This window comes from Mesorhizobium sp. WSM4842 (assembly GCF_055901575.1).
Genome location: NZ_CM148372.1, coordinates 532,633 through 553,118, shown reverse-complemented (window position 1 = coordinate 553,118; position 20,486 = coordinate 532,633). Strand labels below are relative to the sequence as shown.

23 protein-coding genes are annotated in these 20,486 nt (G+C 61.9%); 8 read left to right on the top strand and 15 right to left on the bottom strand.

What is annotated here, in order from left to right; all coding sequences use genetic code 11:
• Positions 1–7: 7 nt before the first annotated feature.
• From AC0NIE_RS02545 to AC0NIE_RS02510, 8 genes are all read right to left on the bottom strand, one after another.
• Entirely contained in the window at positions 8–1,099 is a 1,092-nt protein-coding gene (locus AC0NIE_RS02545; protein WP_473484511.1) for a 3-deoxy-7-phosphoheptulonate synthase, read from the bottom strand.
• 388 nt (positions 1,100–1,487) lie between these two features.
• On the bottom strand, positions 1,488–3,044 hold the full coding sequence (locus AC0NIE_RS02540) for an acetolactate synthase large subunit (protein WP_473484508.1): 1,557 nt from the start codon (positions 3,042–3,044) through the stop codon (positions 1,488–1,490).
• A gap of 287 nt (positions 3,045–3,331) precedes the next feature.
• The gene (locus tag AC0NIE_RS02535) at positions 3,332–4,126 is read right to left on the bottom strand and encodes an SDR family oxidoreductase (RefSeq protein ID WP_473484506.1); all 795 of its coding nucleotides are present in this window, start codon (positions 4,124–4,126) and stop codon (positions 3,332–3,334) included.
• Between the two features lie 23 nt (positions 4,127–4,149).
• A complete protein-coding gene (gene iolG / locus AC0NIE_RS02530; protein ID WP_473484503.1) occupies positions 4,150–5,151 on the bottom strand; it encodes an inositol 2-dehydrogenase in 1,002 nt (333 codons plus the stop codon).
• 127 nt (positions 5,152–5,278) lie between these two features.
• Positions 5,279–6,046 (bottom strand): ATP-binding cassette domain-containing protein, encoded by a 768-nt coding sequence (locus tag AC0NIE_RS02525; protein ID WP_023796933.1) that lies wholly within the window; start codon positions 6,044–6,046, stop codon positions 5,279–5,281.
• A 2-nt stretch (positions 6,047–6,048) separates the two neighbouring features.
• Positions 6,049–7,125, bottom strand: coding sequence for an ABC transporter permease (locus AC0NIE_RS02520; protein ID WP_123146217.1), 1,077 nt, complete (start codon positions 7,123–7,125; stop codon positions 6,049–6,051).
• Between the two features lie 184 nt (positions 7,126–7,309).
• Positions 7,310–8,251, bottom strand: a complete 942-nt coding sequence (locus AC0NIE_RS02515; RefSeq protein WP_473484500.1) for a sugar ABC transporter substrate-binding protein — start codon at positions 8,249–8,251, stop codon at positions 7,310–7,312.
• A 379-nt stretch (positions 8,252–8,630) separates the two neighbouring features.
• On the bottom strand, positions 8,631–9,662 hold the full coding sequence (locus tag AC0NIE_RS02510; RefSeq protein ID WP_473484498.1) for a LacI family DNA-binding transcriptional regulator: 1,032 nt from the start codon (positions 9,660–9,662) through the stop codon (positions 8,631–8,633).
• Positions 9,663–9,833: 171 nt separating this feature from the next.
• Here AC0NIE_RS02510 and AC0NIE_RS02505 point away from each other — a divergent pair, with 171 nt between their 5' ends.
• From AC0NIE_RS02505 to AC0NIE_RS02495, 3 genes are read left to right on the top strand one after another with little or no spacing between them, the layout of a single operon-like run.
• Entirely contained in the window at positions 9,834–10,943 is a 1,110-nt protein-coding gene (locus AC0NIE_RS02505) for a fatty acid desaturase family protein (protein WP_473484495.1), read from the top strand.
• Positions 10,944–10,995: 52 nt separating this feature from the next.
• On the top strand, positions 10,996–11,310 hold the full coding sequence (locus tag AC0NIE_RS02500; protein ID WP_292210939.1) for a Rieske (2Fe-2S) protein: 315 nt from the start codon (positions 10,996–10,998) through the stop codon (positions 11,308–11,310).
• 5 nt (positions 11,311–11,315) lie between these two features.
• Positions 11,316–12,545, top strand: coding sequence for an NAD(P)/FAD-dependent oxidoreductase (locus AC0NIE_RS02495; RefSeq protein ID WP_473484492.1), 1,230 nt, complete (start codon positions 11,316–11,318; stop codon positions 12,543–12,545).
• Positions 12,546–12,660: 115 nt separating this feature from the next.
• Here the strand turns inward: AC0NIE_RS02495 and AC0NIE_RS02490 are convergent, their stop codons facing one another.
• Together AC0NIE_RS02490 and AC0NIE_RS02485 are read right to left on the bottom strand one after the other, a co-directional pair.
• On the bottom strand, positions 12,661–12,822 hold the full coding sequence (locus AC0NIE_RS02490) for a hypothetical protein (RefSeq protein WP_473484490.1): 162 nt from the start codon (positions 12,820–12,822) through the stop codon (positions 12,661–12,663).
• A complete protein-coding gene (locus AC0NIE_RS02485) occupies positions 12,823–12,981 on the bottom strand; it encodes a DUF4437 domain-containing protein (RefSeq protein ID WP_473484566.1) in 159 nt (52 codons plus the stop codon).
• A 213-nt stretch (positions 12,982–13,194) separates the two neighbouring features.
• Here AC0NIE_RS02485 and AC0NIE_RS02480 point away from each other — a divergent pair, with 213 nt between their 5' ends.
• Complete coding sequence (locus AC0NIE_RS02480) at positions 13,195–13,608, top strand: cupin domain-containing protein (RefSeq protein WP_473484487.1); 414 nt, start codon at positions 13,195–13,197, stop codon at positions 13,606–13,608.
• The gene (locus AC0NIE_RS02475; RefSeq protein WP_473484484.1) at positions 13,575–14,030 is read left to right on the top strand and encodes a cupin domain-containing protein; all 456 of its coding nucleotides are present in this window, start codon (positions 13,575–13,577) and stop codon (positions 14,028–14,030) included. The genes AC0NIE_RS02480 and AC0NIE_RS02475 overlap by 34 nt, the downstream gene beginning before the upstream one ends.
• Positions 14,031–14,211: 181 nt before the next feature.
• Here AC0NIE_RS02475 and AC0NIE_RS02470 read toward each other — a convergent pair whose 3' ends face one another.
• The 5 genes from AC0NIE_RS02470 to hslV form a co-directional block, all read right to left on the bottom strand.
• A complete protein-coding gene (locus AC0NIE_RS02470; protein ID WP_473484563.1) occupies positions 14,212–15,171 on the bottom strand; it encodes a DUF1402 family protein in 960 nt (319 codons plus the stop codon).
• A 254-nt stretch (positions 15,172–15,425) separates the two neighbouring features.
• A complete protein-coding gene (gene hslU, locus AC0NIE_RS02465) occupies positions 15,426–16,739 on the bottom strand; it encodes an ATP-dependent protease ATPase subunit HslU (RefSeq protein ID WP_292179811.1) in 1,314 nt (437 codons plus the stop codon).
• Between the two features lie 4 nt (positions 16,740–16,743).
• Positions 16,744–17,343, bottom strand: a complete 600-nt coding sequence (locus AC0NIE_RS02460; RefSeq protein ID WP_473484481.1) for a DUF2585 domain-containing protein — start codon at positions 17,341–17,343, stop codon at positions 16,744–16,746.
• A 28-nt stretch (positions 17,344–17,371) separates the two neighbouring features.
• On the bottom strand, positions 17,372–17,902 hold the full coding sequence (locus AC0NIE_RS02455) for a GNAT family N-acetyltransferase (RefSeq protein ID WP_473484479.1): 531 nt from the start codon (positions 17,900–17,902) through the stop codon (positions 17,372–17,374).
• A 73-nt stretch (positions 17,903–17,975) separates the two neighbouring features.
• The gene (hslV, locus tag AC0NIE_RS02450; RefSeq protein ID WP_192357920.1) at positions 17,976–18,527 is read right to left on the bottom strand and encodes an ATP-dependent protease subunit HslV; all 552 of its coding nucleotides are present in this window, start codon (positions 18,525–18,527) and stop codon (positions 17,976–17,978) included.
• Between the two features lie 224 nt (positions 18,528–18,751).
• On the opposite strand from hslV, the gene hisB reads away from it, so the two are divergent.
• The 3 genes from hisB to hisH are packed head-to-tail and all read left to right on the top strand — an operon-like array spanning position 18,752 to position 20,483.
• Positions 18,752–19,351: an imidazoleglycerol-phosphate dehydratase HisB gene (gene hisB, locus AC0NIE_RS02445; protein ID WP_292210932.1), complete on the top strand. Its 600-nt coding sequence runs from the start codon at positions 18,752–18,754 to the stop codon at positions 19,349–19,351.
• Between the two features lie 3 nt (positions 19,352–19,354).
• The gene (locus tag AC0NIE_RS02440) at positions 19,355–19,831 is read left to right on the top strand and encodes a DUF2628 domain-containing protein (RefSeq protein WP_473484477.1); all 477 of its coding nucleotides are present in this window, start codon (positions 19,355–19,357) and stop codon (positions 19,829–19,831) included.
• Position 19,832: 1 nt separating this feature from the next.
• The gene (hisH, locus tag AC0NIE_RS02435) at positions 19,833–20,483 is read left to right on the top strand and encodes an imidazole glycerol phosphate synthase subunit HisH (RefSeq protein WP_473484475.1); all 651 of its coding nucleotides are present in this window, start codon (positions 19,833–19,835) and stop codon (positions 20,481–20,483) included.
• Positions 20,484–20,486: the final 3 nt, after the last annotated feature.

The window sequence follows — 20,486 nt, the reverse complement described above, 5'->3', positions numbered from 1 at the left end:
GAAAGCTTCAGGCGGCGCCCGGACGGCTGGAGATGATAGCGCGTCGCGCTGATCGGCGCCGCTCGACGGCGTCGGCAAGGCCGTGCAGCACCGTCTCGGTGGTTGCCCAGTCGATGCAGCCATCGGTGATGCTCTGGCCGTAGACGATCGGCTTGCCGGGCATGATGTCCTGCCGGCCGGCGACGAGGTTGCTCTCGATCATGACGCCGATGATGCGCTCATCGCCTGCCGCGACCTGGCCCGCCACGTCAGCCGCCACCGTCGGCTGGTTCTCCGGCTTCTTGTTGCTGTTGGCGTGGCTGACATCGATCATCAGCCGTGGCGCTACGCCGATCCGGCCGAGTTCCGCGCAGGCGGCAGCTATGCTCGTCGCGTCATAGTTCGGCACGATGCCGCCGCGCAGGATGACGTGGCAGTCCTCGTTGCCGGTGGTCGTCGCGATGGCGCTGCGCCCGCCCTTCGTCACCGCCATGAAATGATGCGGCTGAGCGGCGGATTTCACCGCTTCGGCGGCGATCCGCAAATTGCCGTCGGTGCCATTCTTGAAGCCGACCGGGCAGGACAGGCCGGATGCAAGTTCGCGATGGATCTGGCTCTCTGTCGTGCGCGCGCCGATCGCGCCCCAGGCGACGAGGTCGGCAATGTATTGCGGGGTCGCCATGTCGAGGAATTCGGTCGCCGCCGGAAGGCCGAGATTGTTGACGGCGGAGAGCACGTTGCGGGCCAGTCTCAGTCCTTTGTCGATGTTGAAGCTGCCGTCCAGGTCGGGATCGTTGATCAGGCCCTTCCAGCCGACCGTCGTGCGCGGCTTCTCGAAATACACGCGCATCACGATCTCCAGCCGGTCCGACAGGCTCTCGCGCAACCCCGCCAGATGGCTGGCATAGTCTACGGCAGCGGCCGGGTCGTGGATCGAACAGGGGCCGACGACGACGATCAGCCGATCGTCGGCGCCGGTCAGCACGGCGTGGATGGCGTTGCGTGCCGCGGCAATGGTGCGCGTCGCCGTCAGCGTGCGCGGTATCTCCCGCATCACCTGGTCCGGCGTACTCAATTCCCTTATTTCCTTGACCCGAAGATCGTCGGTGGTGGTCAACACGGCTTTCTGCTCCTGGTTGGGAGACCTGCCGGCTGAAACAAAAAAGCCGCCAGGTCTGGCGGCTGATCGGATGTTGTTGCTGCAATCTTCAGATCGAGCGCAATCCTCCCGCCGCCAGCGAGCTGCCGTAGCTAAAATACCAGAACGAGGCGGTCAGGTGGATCATGTCAGCCCTATAGCCGAAGCCGGAGCGCTTGTCACGCGTCGGTAGTGTCTCTATTTGAATTTCGGCTCACGACCCGTTGCGGAAGTTCGTTCGCTCGTGCCGAATTCACGCCCTTGACCCCAAGGCGACCTTTATGTGGTCGCCATGCAAGGTTCGAAAGCGGTGGAACTTTTGTCATTTGAGCCGGAAAAAACACGCAGCGCCTTTGCCAATTAGGCACTTTCATAATCGTGCCTCGATGAGAAACGGCCCCTGGCGCGACAAGGCCGCATCAAGCAGCGTACTGAACGTCTCGCAGGTGGTGGCAACTGCTGCCTCGACGCCAAAACCGCGCGCAAGGGAGACCCAATCGATTGGGGGATTATCGAGATCGAGCATTCGTTGAGCATTTGTCCCGATGGAGGCGACCCCAACGTTACGCATCTCGGCGTGGAGGATTGCGTAAGTCCGATTTGAGAAGATGATCGTCGTCACATCGAGATGCTCGCGGGCCTGGGTCCAAAGCCCCTGCACGGTATACATGGCGCTCCCATCGGCCTGGAGGTTGATTACCTTTCGATCCGGACACCCGACAGCAGCACCCGTTGCCAGAGGGATGCCGTCACCGATGGATCCTCCCGTCGGCGAGATGAAGTCATGTGGAGCCGCGAAGGCGGAGAGTGCGAAGAACCGTCGGCCAGAGGTTATTGCCTCCTCGCATATGATGGCGTTGTCGGGAATTTTGTGCGCGACAATAACCGCAACCGCATCGTCAGTCAGTTGTCCAACTGGATAGCCTTCGTCTCCTTTTGGCGCGATCAGTTGCAGGGACTGCGTTCGCTTCACGCCGAGTTCGTCATGCAGTGCTTCCAGCGCTCCCTTCAAATCCTCGCCGTGCTTGGTCAGCGTCAGGACTGTACAATCATCCCGAACCAACCTACCGGGCTTTCCTGGATACGCGAAGAACGCCACCGGTTCCGGCGCGCCGACAAGAACTAACAGGTCGAGGTCCTTCAAGACATCGAGCGCCAAGTCGATCGGATAAGGAATGCGCACCGGAGCGACTCGCCCGAGGCCACGCTGAGTGTGGGCTACCAACACTTCGTTGAAGAGCCGAACGTCGCACGCAGTCGCGATCCGGCCTGCGATGGCAAGCGCGTCGGCGCGCGCAGCGGTTCCGCCGACAACGATTGCGACGCGCCCCGGATTGGCGCGGATGGCTCTTGCCACCGCTCGCACCGTTTGAGGATCGGGCGAGCGAGGTGTGTCGATCGATATCTTTCGCCAAGGCGAAGGCGCGGCAACCTCTCCCCACGCAGCATCGGCAGGCAGAATCATCGTTGCAACTCCTGGCGGCGACAACGAGGCACGATAGGCCGCCTCAGCCGTAGGGCCGACATCCAGGGAACCGTTGACGCGACGCACCCAATTCGACATCGGCGCTGCCAGTCCTTCGATGTCCGTGGCCAACGGCGCGTCGAGCGGAAGGTGATAGGAAGCATGGTCACCCACGATATTTATCATCGGTGTGCGGGCGCGGCGTGCGTTGTGCAAATTGGCCAACCCATTGGCAAGCCCTGGTCCTGTGTGAAGCAAGGTTGCGGCGGGGTGACCGGTCATTCGCGCGTAGCCGTCGGCAGCGCCGGTGACGACGCCCTCGCTGAGACCGAGCACGCATCGCAATTCTGGCTTGCGATCCAGCGCCGCGACGAAATGCATTTCCGATGTTCCCGGATTGGCGAAGCATACCGTCACGTCATTCGCCAAAAGCACTTCAGCGAGGACATCCGCCCCGTTCATACGAACAGCTTGACTGTCTGCCTTCACGTGCGCCCCCGATGGCCTCACCTTCACAATGGCTACTTATTCAGAGCTGCACAAGCCGCATTGGGCATCAATGGGGCAGGGCGCGGGCTTCCGGGCAAATTTTGGGAAGGTCCGCCTCGGGGGCGATGCCGGACCTTCCTGGCTGCGCATTTGTAGTTCCGCTTCTGGCGCTGCCTGCTCGTTCCGATTGGCGAGGCGGAGGGCAGAAAACCACCCACAGCCGAAATTCAAACTGAGACACCACCCACCGTCTGATGATGCTACTCCGGCGACGACCCTGCAATGTTCTGGTCGTAATCGACCAGCGACCCGGTCATGACGCCCGACTGCGAGCTGACCATATAGCTGATCAGCCAGGCAAGCTGGTCCGGCTTCACCAATTGGCCCATCGGCTGCGCGGCCTCGGCCTTTTCCAGCCAGTCGTCCGGCGCGTCGTGCCATTTCTTCTGCACGATCGCCTCGCCCTCGGTATCCATCCAGCCGGGCAGCACGGCGTTGCAGCGGATGCGATTGCTGCGGTAGGCATTGGCGACATTCTTGGTCAGCGTCGCCAGTGCGCCCTTGCTCGACGAATAGGGCGCCAGGAACGACTGGCCACAATGCGCCGACATCGACAGCACATTGACGATTGAGCCGGGCGCCTTGCGGTCGAGCAGGTGTGCCACCACACCCTGCATCAGGAAGAAGGGGCCGCGCACATTGGTCTGAAATATCTGGTCGAATGTTTCCTCGGTGGTCTCGACCAGTGAGCCGCGGGCCGAGGTGGCGGCAGCGTTGACCAGCGAATTGACGGTGCCGAAATGAGCGATCGCCGTTTCGACGACCCGCTTGCAGTCGGCCACCACCGAGACGTCGGCGCTGATGAAGATGGCGTCGACGCCGTTTTTCCCAAGTGCGGCGACCGCCTTGTCGCCCTTCTCCCTGGAACGGCCAACCAGCGCCAGGGCGCGGCAGCCCTCGTCGGCCAGCGTCTCGGCGACGGCGAAGCCGATGCCTTGCGCGCCGCCGGTGACGATAGCGCGTGTTTCGGAATTGCGACCGGCGGAACCGTTCATCGCCTTGCTCCTGTGCTTGATAGTCAGACTGTGTTGTCGAGGCGAATGGTCTTGCCTTCCCTAGCCGATTTCAGCGCCGCGTCCGCCAACCTCAGCGCGACGAGCCCGTCCTTGCCGCTCGGCGCCGCCTTCTTGCCCGACGTCGCTGCCGCGATGAAGGCGGCGATCTCGTTGGCGTAGGCGTCGAGATAGCGGGTCATGAAGAAGTCGTGCAGCGGCGGGCGCGTATAGCCCTTTTCATTGGCTAGCTCGATCGACACCGGCCGCTGGTTCTCGGCCGCGACCATGCCTTTCGAGCCATGCACCTCGATGCGCTGGTCGTAGCCGTAGGTGGCGCGCCGCGAATTGGAGATGATGCACTGCTTGCCGGAGGCGGTTTCGAGGATGACGCTGACGCTGTCGAAATCGCCGGCCTCGCCGATTTGTCTGTCGACCAGCACCGAGGCATGGGCGCTGACCGCCACCGGCTCCTCGCCGAGCAGGAAGCGCGCCATATCGAAATCATGGATGGTCATGTCGCGGAAGATGCCGCCCGAGCGGCCGATATAGTCGAGCGGCGGCGGGCCTGGATCGCGCGATGTGATGGTCAGCATCTCGACGGTGCCGATGGCGCCGTCGTCGATCGCCTTGCGCACGGCGGCGAAATGCGGATCGAAGCGGCGGTTGAAGCCGACCATCAAAGTGGCGCCGGCCTTGTCGACCACGGCCAGGCATTCCTCCACTCTGCCGGCGTCGAGGTCGATCGGCTTCTCGCAGAAGATCGCCTTGCCGGCCTTGGCGAACCGCTCGATCAGATCGGCATGGGTATCGGTCGGCGTGCAGATGATGACCGCATCGATATCCCCGGCTTTTTCGATGGCCTCGATGCTGCGCACTTCAGCACCATAGGCCGACGCCAGCTCGGTCGCCGCTTTCTCGAAGGCATCGGCGACGGCGACCAGCCTGGCCTGCGGATTGGAACCCACGGCGCGGGCATGGACCTTGCCGATACGACCGGCACCGAGAAGAGCGAAACGGAGAGGCATGGGAATCCTTTGGGATGGTTCGAAAGCAAGTGTGTCCGCGCCTGCCTGTCAGGCAAAGAGGCGCAGGCGGTTTTCTGATCGTAGCAGACCGGCGACGCGCTGATGACCCGCCACCTCGGCATCCATTCTAGGCCGCAAGTTCTGCCTCCCCGGTCTTGGCGCCGGTGATGTATGAGACGATGTCGTTGCCGTCGGTGTCCTGCTTGCGCAGATTGGCGACGATGCGGCCGCGCCGGAAGACGACGATACGGTCGACCAGGTCGAACACCTGGCGCATGTTGTGACTGATCAGGATCAGCGGCTCGCCATTGGCTTTCAGCGTGCGGATGATGTTTTCGACCTGCATCGTCTCCTGCACACCAAGTGCTGCCGTCGGCTCGTCCATGATGATGAGCTTGGAAGCGAAGGTAGCGGTTCTGGCGATCGCCACGCACTGGCGCTGGCCGCCCGACATGTGGCGGATGGTGTTGGAAAGGTTGGGAATCTTGACCGCCGTGCGGATCAACGCTGCCTCGGTCGCCTTGCGCATGAACTTGCGATCGAGGATCGAGAAAGGCCCGAGATTGAAAAGCACCTTTTCGCGGCCGAGAAACAGGTTCGATGGCACGTCGAGATCGTCGGCAAGCGCCAGGTTCTGGAACACCGTTTCGATGCCCGCCTCGCGCGCCGCGATCGGGCCGGCGAAGTTCACTTCCTTGCCGTCGAACCAGACCTTGCCGCTAGTGCGCTGCTCGACGGCGGTGATCTGGCGCACGAAGGTCGATTTGCCGGCGCCGTTGTCACCCATGATGGCGACATGCTCGCCCTTGCGCAGTTCGAAGTTCGCGCTTTCGAGCGCATGCACGCCGCCGTAGTATTTGGTCAGGTTTTCAGTCTTCAGGACAATGTCTGACATGATCAAGCCCTCATTGCCCGCAGGCGCTGGCGCCACTGGTCGAGAACGACTGCGCCGATGATGATCACGCCCTTGACCATCTCCTGGTAGTAGGCGTCGAGGCGCAGGAAGGTGAAGCCGGAGATGATGACGCCGAAGATCAGCGCACCGATCACCGTACCGATGATCGAGCCGCGGCCGCCCGACAGCGAGACGCCGCCGATGACTGCCATGGCGATCGCGTCCAGTTCGTACATTACGCCCATGCCGGCCTGAGCGGTGAGGTTCTTGGAACTCAGCACCACGGCGGCGAGCGAGGCGAGGATGCCGGCAATGACGAAGACGAGGATCTTGTGGTTCTGGACATTTATGCCGGACATGCGGGCGGCGTCCTCGTTGGAGCCGATGGCATAACAGTGCTTGCCGTACCTGGTGTATGACAGGATCAGCTGGAACAGAATCGCCAGCGATATGAAGATGATGACCGGCATCAGCCCCTTGCCGATTGCGGCGAAACTTTCGGTGGGAAACGAGATCGGCTGCCCCTTGGACCACCATTTGGCGACGCCGCGCGCGGTGACCATCATGCCGAGCGTGGCGATGAACGGCGGAATGCGCGTGTAGGCGATCAGCGAGCCGTTGATCAAGCCCGCCAGCAGGCCGCAGCCGATCGCGACGAGCACCGGAACGATCACCGGCAGGTCAGTCCAGCCCTGCTCGATGAACATCGCCTTGGGGTTAGGGTTGCCGTTGACCGTCGCCACCTGGGCGAAACTCATGGCAATCATCGCCGTGGCGCCGACGATCGAACCCGAAGAAAGGTCGATGCCGCCGGAAATGATCACCTGCGTCACGCCGATGGCGATGATGCCGACGATCGACACCTGCAGGATGATGATCTGCAGGCGCGCTTCGTTGAAGATCGTATCGACGTTGGCGCGGGTGTTGAACAGGAAGCTGTCGCCAAGAAAGACGCGGCCGATCAGCTCGAAGGCGCCGACCAGGATGATGAGCGCCAGGAAAACGTTGAATTCGGCAGGCCATGTGCGCTTCTTCGCATCATAGCTCAGTCCGCCGACGCCATGGGTTGTCTGTGCCAAATCTTGCTTCCTCCGTCAGCAGTCGCCCTCCCGCCTGTCTACGGCGATGAGAGAAAAAGGAGCGGCGCCGTCCCTTTGTTTTGAGCATCGGATTTCCCGATGCTCTTGTTTCGAACATCGGATTTCCTAAAAACCGGTCCGATGCTCTGACGCGCCGCTCCCTATCGAAAAACGGTCCTCTGCCTCAGTTCTTCTGCAGGAACTTGTCGATGTTTGCCGGCGTGACCAGCTGGAACGGGATGTAGACCTTCTGTTCAACCGCCTCGCCCTTGGAAAGCTTGAGCGCTGCGTCCAGCGCCCCGGCACCTTGACCGGCCGCATCCTGGAACACGGTCACGTCGAGATCGCCCGCCTGCATAGCGGCAAGCGCGTCCTGGGTGGCGTCCACGCCGCCGACGACAACCGACTTCATGTCAATGTTGGCAGCCTTCATGGCCTGGATGGCACCGATGGCGCTTTCGTCATTGTTGGCGATCACACCATCGAACGGCGTGCCGGTCGACAGCCAGTTGGTCATCAGATTCTGCGCTTCCTCGCGTTTCCAGTTCGACGTCTGCTTGTCGATGATCTTGATGAAGCTGCATTCCGGAGTGGCGATCACGTCGTCAATGTCCTTGGTGCGCTGCACCGCGGCCTGGTTCGACAGCTCGCCCATGATCACGTAGACATTGGCCTCGGTCTTACCGGCCTCTTTGAACAGGCGGCAGACCTCCTGGGTCTCGAGAGTGCCTGACTCAACCTCGTTCGAGGCGACGAAAGCCTGGTTGTCCGGCAGCGTGTCGACATTGACCGGCTCGCGGTTAACGTAGACCAACGGAACCTTGGCCGCAGCCGCGGCGTCCGACATCGCCTGGGTGGCCGAGGTGTCGACCGGATTGACGATGATCGCGTCAACGCCCGAGGCGACGAAGTTCTTGATCTGGTCGAGCTGCTTGGCGACGTCGTTCTGCGCGTCCTCGACCTGCAGCTCCACGCCGTCCATGCCCTTGGCCTGCTCGATCATGCCGTTGCGCAGCACGGTGAGGAAATTATCGTCGAACAGCGCCATCGACACGCCGATCTTGGCCGCGAGGGCGGACGAACTCATCAGCGCCGAAAACACGACGCCCAAAAGCAGTTTCTTCATTTTATTTCTCCTCCACAGAATTGGTGTCCGGCTGCACCGATCTACCCGGAATCCCCGATCTTCCGGGGAATCTCTCCCGATTGCCATCTCCGTTCCTGATGGCGATTTCCGCGTTGACTGGAGCGCCAAGCCCTCCGTTGAAACAGATGTTCCGGAACGAAAGAACCAAAATACCTATCTGGTGAAATATTTATTCCATTCTGCGTGCGGGCGTCAAGGAGATTCCGAAAGCGGATGCCGGATTTTCGGATAACGCGGCTGAGGGCCGGCAAATCTTCTGCAAGAATCCATCAGGTTGATGGTTCACATCATTGCCGACGCATCGTGGTGCCCGATCTGAACCTGGATCCCTGTCTGAGCCCAGACGTTTTGCCCGAACCTAGATGTTTTCCGGTAGATAGATATCGAAGGGCAGGAAGGTCTGGCCCGGCGCATTGGCAGCGCCTGCCTCGATGGCATGCGCCATCAGCCCGACAAGCTCGCGGCATAGTGCTGCCAGCGGCGTCGAAATCACCATGGTCAGGATGTTGTCGGCGAGCGCCGCGCGCGACTCGGCGTTGATCTCGTTGCAGACGACCACCGGCATATTTACGGGCCTCGCTGCCCTGAGCGCCGAGACCGCGCCTTCCATGCCGCCGCCGGCGACGTAGCAGCCGGCAAGATCCGGGTACCGCGCCAGAAGATCGATCATCGCATCATGGGTCACCTGGTTGGCCTCCAGATTGACCAGCGTCTCCAGCACCGTGAATTCCGGCGCATGCTCGCGGAAGAATGATCTGAAGCCGATCTCGCGTAGCTCATGGCCATGGAAGCGATGGCTGCCGACAAAAAGGGCGACCTTGCCGGGTTTCCTCGCCGCCCTGGCGATCATCCAGGCCGCGGTGCGGCCGACCTTGCGGTTGTCGAGGCCGACATAGCCTTCGCGGATGCCGGCGGCAAAGTCGGATAGCAGGGAAAAGACGGGTTGCCCCCTTGCCTTCAGGGTCTCGACGGCTGCCGTCAGCGTCGGATGGTCCGGACCGACAAGGGCGACGGCCCTGGATTTCGCCGCCAGCTTGCGCATCTGGGCAGCGATCTCGTCGGGCGCCAGCGAACTGGCGAAGTCGATGGTTGCGACGCCGCGGAAGCGCTGCGATTGCGACACCGCCAGTTCGAGCTCCCGCGCGAAATCGCTGTAGAAGACATCATTGCCCCTCAGCAGCAGGAAGCCGAGCCGATATTCCGGCAGTTCCTGGCGCATCCGCTGCTTGATCAGTCCGGCGGCGTGATAGCCGATATCGGTTGCAGCCTCATAGACACGGCGTGCGGTTTCCTCGCGCACCGGCAGGCGATTGTTTAGCACCCGGTCGACGGTGGCGACGCTGACGCCGGAGGCGCGCGCCAGATCGGTGATGGTCGGCCGTTTTGCCATGGCCGTCTCTCCGCTTGCCAAAGTTTACATCATTCTGATGGGAAATGATAGAAACTATCTTTGTGACATTGAGCCTATCATGGCTTGGCGTTATTTCTAGCCTACGATGCTTACGACCGCGGCCCGGTCATTGGCCGGGGCGGATCGCAGGACGCTGGTGGAGGCACTCCGATGGACGCAACGATGGACGCAGCACCGTCTCGGCGAGACTACAGCCTGCTCGGCCGCGACGCGAAGCTTGCCGTCGAGACCGGGCTGGCCGCGGCCGAGTGGTATCACACCGACGTGCCCCGCAAGCAGATGAAGGAGCTGATGCAGCGCTCCGACGGGCCAGCGATCCGCGACACCACCATCTGGCTCGGCGCCCTGATCCTGAGCGGCGCGGGCGGCGCCTGGTTCTGGGGCACATGGTGGTGCGTGCCGTTCTTCTTCGTCTATGGCGTCCTCTACGGCTCTTCTACCGATTCACGCTGGCACGAATGCGGTCACGGCACCGCGTTCAGGACGCAGTGGATGAATGATGCGATCTATCAGATCGCCTGCTTCATGATCATGCGCAATCCGGTGACCTGGCGCTGGAGCCATACGCGGCATCACACCGATACGATCATCGTCGGCCGCGATCCGGAAATCGCGGTGATGCGCCCACCGGACCTGTTGCGCGTCGTGCTCAATTTCTTCGGCATTGTCGATGCCTGGCATGCCATGAGCGACATGGTTCGCAATGCGGCCGGCATCATCAGCCCGGCGGAAAAGACCTTCATTCCCGAGCAGGAGCAGCCGAAGGCGATCCGCATTGCCCGCATCTGGACCGCGGTCTATGCCGCGACCATCGCGCTGGCACTTTATAGTGGCTCGTTCCTGCCCTTGATGCTGGTCGGGCTGCCCCGGCTTTACGGCGCCTGGCATCACGTCATGACTGGCCTGCTGCAGCATGGCGGCCTCGCCGAAAATGTCATCGACCACCGCCTCAACAGCCGCACCGTCTACATGAACCCGATCAGCCGCTTCATCTACTGGAACATGAACTACCATGTCGAGCATCACATGTTTCCGATGGTGCCTTATCATGCGCTGCCGAGGCTGCATGAGCTGATCAAGCACGATCTGCCGGCGCCGACGCCGTCGATCCTGGCCGGCTATCGCGAGATGATACCTGCCTTTCTGCGCCAGCTGCGGAATGAGGACTATTTCCTCAAGCGCGCGCTGCCGCCGACCGCGAAGCCCTATCGTGAGGAATTCCACAACGATAACGATGCTGTCGCGGCAGCAGCGGAATGAGATGCGCCCGTACCGGGCAAGTTGACCAAGCAAAATTCTGCCGGGAGGACCAATGAGCGACTGGGTCGAGGCCTGTGACGCCGAAGACATCGACGAAGAGGACGTGATGCGGTTCGACCATGGCGGCCGCACCTTCGCCATCTATCGCAGCCCCGACGACGAATATTTCGCAACGGACGGTCTTTGCACGCATGAGAAGGTGCATCTGGCCGACGGGCTGGTGATGGACGACATCATCGAATGCCCGAAGCACAATGGCCGTTTCAGCTACAAGACCGGGGCGGCCAGGGGCGCGCCGGTCTGCGTCAATCTCAGGACATATCCGGTCAAGCTCGACGCCGGCAAAATCCTCATTCAGATCGGGTGACGGTGATGACGAAGGGGATGGTGATCATCGGTGCCGGCGAATGCGGCGGGCGGGCTGCCTTGGCGCTGCGCGATCTCTTCTATGACGGGCCGGTGACGCTTGTCGGGGACGAACCGCATCTGCCCTATGAGCGGCCGCCGCTGTCGAAAGACGCGATGGCCAGCGATGTGCCCGTGATCAAAGCGATCGCCAGCGATGAGATCCTGGCCGAGAGATCGATCCGGCATATCCATTCGGTTCAGGCGGTCGCGATCGACCGCGCGGCGCATGGCGTGCGCCTGTCGGACGGCTCGATCCTGCCATACGACAAGCTCTTGCTGGCAACCGGATCGGTGCCGCGCAAGTTGCCGATGCCGGGGCTTGGCGCGCGCTGTGTCTATCTCCGGACCTTCAACGACGCGCTGGCCATTCGCGCTCATCTCAGCGCCGGAAACCGCATTGCCATCGTTGGCGGCGGCTTCATTGGCCTCGAGCTTGCCGCCGCGGCACGCAGGCTGGGGGCCACGGTCACTATCATTGAGGCGCAGCCGCGCATCCTGACTCGCGGCGTGCCGGCCGAGATCGCCAAAATCATCCACGAGGCGCATGAAGCCGAAGGCGTCAAAATCCTGTGCGGCGACGGGATCGCTGCGATCGCCGACGACGGCGCCCAGGTGCGCATCGCGCTTGCCGGCGGGCAGGACATCGTCGCCGATCTGGCGGTGATAGGCATCGGCGCCGTGCCGGTGACCGGACTTGCCGCGGAGGCGGGGCTGACGATCGATAACGGCATAGCTGTCGATGCCGCGCTTCGCACCAGCGATCCGGACATCTTCGCCGCCGGCGATTGCTGCTCGTTTCCGGTTGCCGTCTATGGCGGCCGGCGCGTGCGGCTGGAAGCCTGGCGCAACGCGCAGGAGCAGGGCGCGCTTGCGGCCAGGAACATGCTCGGCGCCGGTGAGGCCTACGCGGCGGTGCCATGGTTCTGGTCGGATCAGTACGGCTTGACCTTGCAGATATCTGGGCTCTCGGACGAGGGCAGCAAGGTCGTGCGTCGCGATCTCGACGACGGCGCCTTCATCCTGTTCCATTTGGCGCAGGACGGCAGGCTCGTCGCAGCGAGCGGCATCGGCCCGGGCAACGCGGTCGCCCGCGACATAAGGCTGGCCGAGATGCTGATCGCAAGAAGGGCAAAGCCGGCGCCTGAGGCGCTCGGTTCGCAAACGATCAAGCTGAAGTCGCTGCTGGCGGCATGAGCCGGTGCGGGTTCCGGAACTGGCGGAACGCTTGTCGTTCTAGTGGTGACAACCCGACGCTTGGTAGCCATTGGGCCTCTGCCCGTCCAGGTCACACTGCATAGTTGTTGCCCAGCTACCGGCTCTTGAAAAAAGTGGAATAAGACTCGGTGTTGATAAGAAGGATCACGCACTGCTTTTCGGACATGCAGGCATCGGCATGCATCTGGTCTGCCTTCTGGGTCCAATATGATCCGGGCCGCAGTTCGATGCCTTTGCCCTCGCCCGTTTCGGGCACCTAGTGGCTCCAGGTGCCCTCGATGACAACGCCCTGATAGTCTGCCGTATGTGCATGTATGGGTGCTTGCCATCCCCCGGGGACTTTCAGCAGCGTTCCGGCCGGACCCACATCGCGCTTGCCCCATAAGGGACCCAGTCGGTGGGGCTGGCCAGGCATTTCCTCATAATACGGCACCTTCTCAACGGGCAGGTATGTATTCTCCAGCGCGTAAGTCTGAGACGGCAGGATAATAACTGCGGCTATCGCCCCCACGAGCTTTGGAAAAAGCACCGACATCTCCCTCAATGTTGCCACGTTGCCACGAAACTATTGGTAGCAGGGAAGAAGCCTATTGTGGAATGCCGGACGAGCAATGATATTGCGTCCGAGATGTATGCTCGATCATCCAATTCTGCCGATCCTGTCCATCTTCTCGGACAATCCCTGCGTGACCTCAGGCCAGCGGAGGCGAGTTACTGCCGGGCCGAGGTAACGCGGCCTTGGGGCATCGGCCTGCAATTCCAAAAAGGAATTCGCTTCCATTTCGTGGCCGAAGGCACCTGTTGGGTGCTTGTCGAGGGGTCTGAACCGGAGCGGCTGGACAAGGGCGACGTCGTGCTCCTTCCGCATGGCACCAAACATGTCATCGCCGACGACCCTGACGGTGCGGTGACCGATCTCGCGCTCCTGGGCCCAAGACAGATATCCGACACAAGCTATTCCCTCAACACCGGCGGCGGGGTGCCCGATCCCTCATTTTCTGCTGCACCGTGGATTTCGAGGAACCGCTGGCCGATCGACTGATTGGGTCCATGCCCGCAAAACTTGTGCTTCGCGAGGGACCGAACCGTACCCGGTCACTCGGCATGCTGCTGGAGGTAATGGCGGCGGAGATGACGGAAGAAAGCGTAGGCTCGGCCACGATAATGGCCCGTGTGGCCGATGCAGCCATCAGCATCATTGTTCGCGATTGGGCTGGGGATAGCGATGACCATCGCCGAGGCTGGCTCGCTGCGCTGCGCGATCGAGGACTTGGCCCCGCCCTGCTCGGCATCCATACGAGGCCGGGGGAAAGCTGGTCTCTGGCCCGACTGGCGAGAACTGCGGCCATGTCGCGGTCCACCTTCGCAGAACGTTTTTCACTTGTCCTCGGGATATCGCCGGCCCGCTATGTGCTCGAATTCCGAATGCGCGAAGCAAACGCCTGCTCCTTGACCCGAGCCTGACGATCCCAGCCATCGCCACGCGCCTGGGGTGCGCGGATGCAAGGGATTGCATCAAGGGCAATAGGCTCTTTGGCCGAGTGCGTCGTCCACTTGCATTTGCGCTCTCGTATCGGCTCTCGCCAACAGCAGCTCAACCCCAGGGCGGCTGTGGTCGTCAGGCACCAAGAGTCGGATTTCACCACTAAAACAACGCCTTCAGCTCCGGCAATTTGTCGTTGACCAGCCAGCCATAGTAATTTTCCTCGGGCAGCTTCTCCGGTTCGCCCGCGTCGCGGCGCCTGTCGTTCTCGGCCTTCAGCGCATGGGCGCGCTGTTCCGGATTGCCGACATTGTAGAGTGTCGATGTGATGCCGGGATTGCCCGATATGTCGAAGCCGGCAATGCTCTGGTAGGCATCGATCGATTTCCGGATCGTCGCTGCGACATAATCCAGTGTCAGGTCCGGATCCATGATGGTTTTGTAGACCGCGTTCGGATCGCCGACGTCGAGCTTCGGCAGGCCGGAAACCTGGTGCACGAGATCGCTCATCTGCAACGCGGTCAGCGGATTGAGCTGACCAAGGCCGAAGGTTTGGCCGGCATAATAGGGCTGGAAGAAGGTGGCGCCGAAGCGGTCGTCGGGGAAGATCTCGCCGCCGACAGTCTTGCCGCGAAAGGACTGGTTCCACACCTGCTCGCGGCATTCCCAGAGCGTGTAACTATCCGTTTTGCCGGCGCATTCCTGGAATTGCGGCCGCTGCACGAAATCGGTGATGTCCTCGCCTTCATAGGCGAAGGACAGCTTGCTCGACAGATAGGAGATCGCCTTGACGTAGTAGGTCTGCAGCCGGTCATAGGCGTCGACATTGTAGGTGTGCTCGCCGACGATGGCGCCGACGATATGCATCGGGTCGATGCCATAGGTCGCCGCCGCTTGGCTGATCTTGCCGCGAAGACCGGCGTCGTGCTGCAGCAGCGCATAGACCTTGCTGTATTTTGCCTGGAAGGTGGTGTTGGTGGCCTGGGTGCGCCGGTTTGAGGCGCCCGGTATGTTGGGCTGCTCGGCATGACTGTTGCCCGGCGGCACCATCGTCGCCGCTTCGGCGGCGAACATGGCTGTCGCCAGCGTCAGCCCGAGAATGACGAGGATCAGTTTTTTCATGCGCGCCGCCTGCAACAGCGCATAACCCCCGGAATCGATTTTCGGGGTCATGCGCAAAACCAACTGAATAACGCCCCTTGCACGCCCAACTGATGCGCGGCGCTGTAGTTGCCGGGCAAACTAGGTAAAGCTGGATGGGGAGTCGAGAGCCCTTGCGCCTGGCAAGACAAAAGCTGGCCGGATGCTTCCATTTGGCCACACGTTTCAGAACTTGCCGGCTCGCCCGGCCCATTTCTTGTAGGATGGATCGCCTGCTACAGGATGAAACGCGACAAATCCGTGTTTCTGGACAGGTCGCCGACATGCTTTTGCACATAGGCGGCGTCGATGGTCACCGCCGTGCCATGGCGGTCCGGCGCGTCATAGGAGATCTCGTCCAGCACCCGCTCCATCACCGTCTGAAGCCGCCTGGCGCCGATGTTCTCGACGCTGGCGTTGAGATCGACGGCGATGCCGGCCAGCGAATCGATGGCGTCGTCGGTGAAAACGAGATCGACGCCCTCGGTCTTCATCAGCGCGATGTACTGCTTGATCAGGCTGGCCTCGGTCTCGGTCAGGATGCGGACGAAATCGTCCTTCTCCAGCGCACGCAGCTCGACGCGGATCGGCAGACGGCCCTGCAGTTCGGGCAGCAGGTCGGACGGCTTGGCAACGTGGAACGCACCCGATGCGATGAACAGGATGTGGTCCGTCTTCACCGGCCCGTATTTGGTCGCGACCGTAGTGCCTTCGACAAGCGGCAGCAAGTCGCGCTGCACGCCTTCGCGGGAAACACCGGCACCCATGCCGCCTTCGCGCGAGGCGATCTTGTCAATCTCGTCGAGGAAGACGATGCCGTCGTTTTCGGTCGATTCGAGCGCCCTGCGCACCACCTCGTCCTGGTCGAGCAGCTTGTCGGACTCGTCGCCGACCAGCACTGCGTAGGATTCCTTCACCGTCGTCTTGCGCGTCTTGGTCTTCTGGCCGCCCATCGCTTTCGACAGCATGTCGTTGATGTTCAACACGCCGATATTGGCGCCCGGCATGCCCGGGATCTCGAAGCCGGGCATGCCGCCAGTGCCGGTATCGCTCACCTCGATCTCGATCTCCTTGTCGTCGAGCTCGCCGTCGCGCAGCTTCTTGCGGAAACTGTCGCGCGTGGCCGGGCTCGCCGTCTTGCCGACGAGCGCTTCCAGCACACGTTCCTCGGCATTGATATGGGCCCGCGCCTTGACATCCTCGCGCATTTTCTCGCGCACCAACCCGATAGCGATCTCGACCAGGTCGCGGATGATCTGCTCGACGTCGCGGCCGACATAGCCGACCTCGGTGAATTTGGTCGCCTCGACCTTGACGAACGGCGCACCGGCAAGGCGTGCCAGGCGGCGCGAGATCTCGGTCTTGCCGACGCCGGTCGGGCCGATCATCAGGATGTTCTTCGGCATCACCTCTTCACGCATCTGGCCTTCGAGCTGCTGGCGGCGCCAGCGGTTGCGCAAGGCGATGGCCACGGCGCGCTTGGCGTCCTTCTGGCCGATGATGAAGCGATCGAGTTCCGAAACGATCTCGCGGGGCGAAAATGTGCTCATATTCCTAAATTCCACTTTGCCACTGCCGGATGGACTCGAACGGATGCAGCAGCATGATCACGTTGAGTGTCAGATTGTCCCGGATGATGTAGCCAACACCGAATTCGAAGATGACGGACAGGGTCACGATCACCCATATAGGAAGCCTGCGCGCCATCACAAATCCCAGCACCATCGCCAGCGTGTCCGCCACCGAATTGATGATGCTGTCGCCGTAATAGTCGAGCGAGATCGTGCCGGCGCGGTAGCGCTCGATGATCAAAGGGCTGTTCTCGAGAAGTTCCCAGCCGCCCTCTATGACGACCGCAAATGCCAGCCTGAGCCCGATCGGCGAGCGCGGGAACAGAAACCAGGCCAGCGCATAGAACAGGAAGCCGTGGATGAGGTGCGAGAATGTGTACCAGTCGGAAATATGCTGGGAATTCTCCGAACTCTGCACGATGCCGTGCCACAGCTTGACATAGCCGCATGTGCAGATCGGCGTTCGGCCCATGCCGTAAAGGGCTCCGGCCTGGAATATGATCAGGCCGAGGACGAGCAGAAGCCCCATCCGCCAACTGTCTTCATAGGCCGAGACGGTCTTGTCGGCGCCGGTTGTGCTCATGTTGTTACTGCCCCTCTTCGGCGTCGCCCTATTCGGCGTCACCCTCTTTTACATCGCCCTCTTCGGCATCGATTGCCATCAGTACGGCGTCGCCATATTCCGATTGCCTTCGATCGATAGCTCTGAAACCGGCCTTTTCATAGGCACGGATCGCTCGTCCGTTGGATGGATCCGGGTCGATGATGACACGCGGCACCCCTTCCGCGAACAGCTGTTCCACGAACTGCCGGACAATCGCCGAGCCGTGGCCGCGTCCGATAAGCTCAGGCCTGCCGATCGACAGATCGATGCCGAGCGTACCGAACGGCTGGTCGCTGTAGGGATGGCCGTCCTCCAGATGCGGGTCGTAGCTCTGCATGTACCCGATCGGCTCGCCGTCGAGCTCGATGATCAGCGGCTCAACGGAAATGCTGTCGATGTGTTCGCGGATCTGGGCGATCTCCGTCTCGGGATCGTCCCACCACTCCGCGACATGCGGCTCGGCCAGCCATGCCGCGATCATTGGCAGGTCCGCCTCCGTCACCGGCCGAAAGTCATATCTATTTTCTTGTTTGGCCATGATCTTCTCCGAACCGAAGGTCAGCGAAGCAAAAACCGGTTTCCACTTTTCGGGATCATGGCCAGCGATCGGCTCAGCCGGCATCGAGGGTTTCGATGACAAAGTTGTTGTTGGTGTAGACGCAAATGTCGGATGCGATCTGCATCGCCTTGCGGGCGATTTCTTCGGCATCCTTGTCGGAGTCCATCAGCGCGCGCGCCGCGGCCAGCGCGTAGTTGCCGCCCGAACCGATCGCCATCACGCCATGTTCGGGTTCGAGCACGTCGCCGGTGCCGGTCAGCGCCAGTGAGACCGACTTGTCGGCAACCAGCATCATCGCTTCCAGCCGGCGCAGATAGCGGTCCGTGCGCCAGTCCTTGGCGAGTTCGACACAGGCCCGCGTCAATTGCTCCGGATATTGTTCGAGCTTAGCCTCGAGCCGCTCCAGAAGCGTGAAGGCATCAGCGGTGGCGCCGGCGAAACCGGCAATGACATTGCCGCTTTTGCCAATGCGGCGCACCTTCTTGGCGTTGCCTTTCATGATCGTCTGGCCAAGGCTGACCTGGCCATCACCGGCGATCACCACCTTGCCGCCCCTGCGCACGGTCAAGATCGTCGTGGCGTGCATGGTCAGTTCATTCGACATATTCTGCTCCGATCAGCACCGGTCCCGAAAAGGCGATTGGCGCGTTACGAGTGACTTGATCGACCATATGTATGCATAGGTCCGATGATTGCCAACCGGCCATCCGCCAGGCTCGATATCCCTTGGCATGGCAACTGGCAATCGCCGGATCATGCTGCTAGAAGGCTCTCGTTTTCAAGCATGTGGACGCTTGGAACGCCTGAACTCTGGACAAGGATGAGGTCATGCCGCCCCGTTCCGCCAACGCCAGCCGCAAGACTGGGGAAACCGACATCTCCGTATCGGTCCAGGTCGACGGCTCGGGAAAATCCGATATTTCGACGGGCGTCGGCTTCTTCGACCACATGCTGGACCAACTGTCGCGCCATTCGCTGATCGACATGACGGTCAAGGCCAAGGGTGATCTGCACATAGACGACCACCACACGGTCGAGGACACCGGCATCGCGCTCGGCCAGGCGCTGGCCAAGGCGTTGGGCGAGCGGCGCGGCATCATGCGCTATGCCTCGGTCGATCTCGCCATGGACGAGACGCTGACGCGCGCGGCGATCGACGTCTCCGGCCGTCCTTTCCTTGTCTGGAACGTTGCGTTCTCGTCGCCGAAGATCGGCACGTTCGACACCGAACTGGTGCGCGAATTCTTCCAGGCCCTGGCGCAGAATGCCGGCATCACGCTGCATGTCACCAACCACTACGGCGCCAACAATCACCACATCGCCGAGACCTGCTTCAAGGCGGTGGCGCGTGCGCTGCGCATCGCGCTTGAAAGCGACCCGCGCCAGCCGGACGCGGTTCCTTCCACCAAGGGATCTCTGAAGGGATAGGCGATGGCGATCTACGTCGTGATGGAACCGCCGGGCCGCGGCGAAAAGCCTGACACAACGGCCTTTGTCCGTGATGGGTTTTCCTGGCTCGGCTTCCTCGTGCCGCCGCTGTGGCTGCTCTGGCACCGGTTGTGGATCGAGGCAGCACTGGCGTTTGTCGCCATGGCTCTCCTTTCGATGCTTGCTGAAGGATTGAACTTTGGGCTCGCCGGCCCGCTGCTGTCGCTGCTTGTATCGCTCTACGTCGGTCTGGAAGGTCAGGCCTTGCGGATTGCCGCGTTGCGCCGTCGTGGCTGGCATGAATGGGGAGTTATCGCGGCCGATAGGATCGACGATGCCGATACGCGCTATGTGCTGGAAACCGAAACGCATTCGGATGAGCAAGCGCCCGCGCAACGCATCATCCCGGATCCAGCCCATGCCCGGCCAGCGCAGATGGGCATCGCGCTGGGGCTGAACCACGCTCCGGGAAGACCCTGATATGCGGGTCGCGATCATCGACTACGGCTCGGGCAACCTGCGCTCGGCCACCAAAGCCTTCGAGCGCGCCGCGCATGAAGCCGGTATAGCCGCCGCGATCGACCTGACCGCCGACGCCGAGCGTGTTAGGACCGCCGACCGCGTCGTCCTGCCCGGCGTCGGCGCCTATGCCGATTGCGCGGCCGGGCTGCGCGCTGTGGCCGGCATGTGGGAAGCGGTCGAGGAGGTCGCGACCGTCAAGGGGCGGCCGTTCCTCGGCATCTGCGTCGGCATGCAGCTGATGTCGGAGCGGGGCCTGGAAAAGACTGTTACAGAAGGTTTTGGCTGGGTCGCCGGCGACGTCAAGGAGATCACCCCGGCCGATTCGGCGCTAAAGATACCGCAGATCGGCTGGAACACGATCGAGCTCACGCGCAAGCATCCGCTGTTTTCCGGCATTCCGACCGGCACCAAGGGATTGCACGCCTATTTCGTCCACTCCTATCATCTCGACGCCAGGAAAGCCGACGACGTGCTCGCGATTGCCGATTATGGCGGTCCGGTGACGGCCGCTGTTGTCAGCGACAATCTCGCCGGCACGCAGTTTCATCCCGAAAAGAGCCAGGCGCTTGGCCTGGCGCTGATCACCAATTTCCTGCGCTGGAGGCCCTAGGAT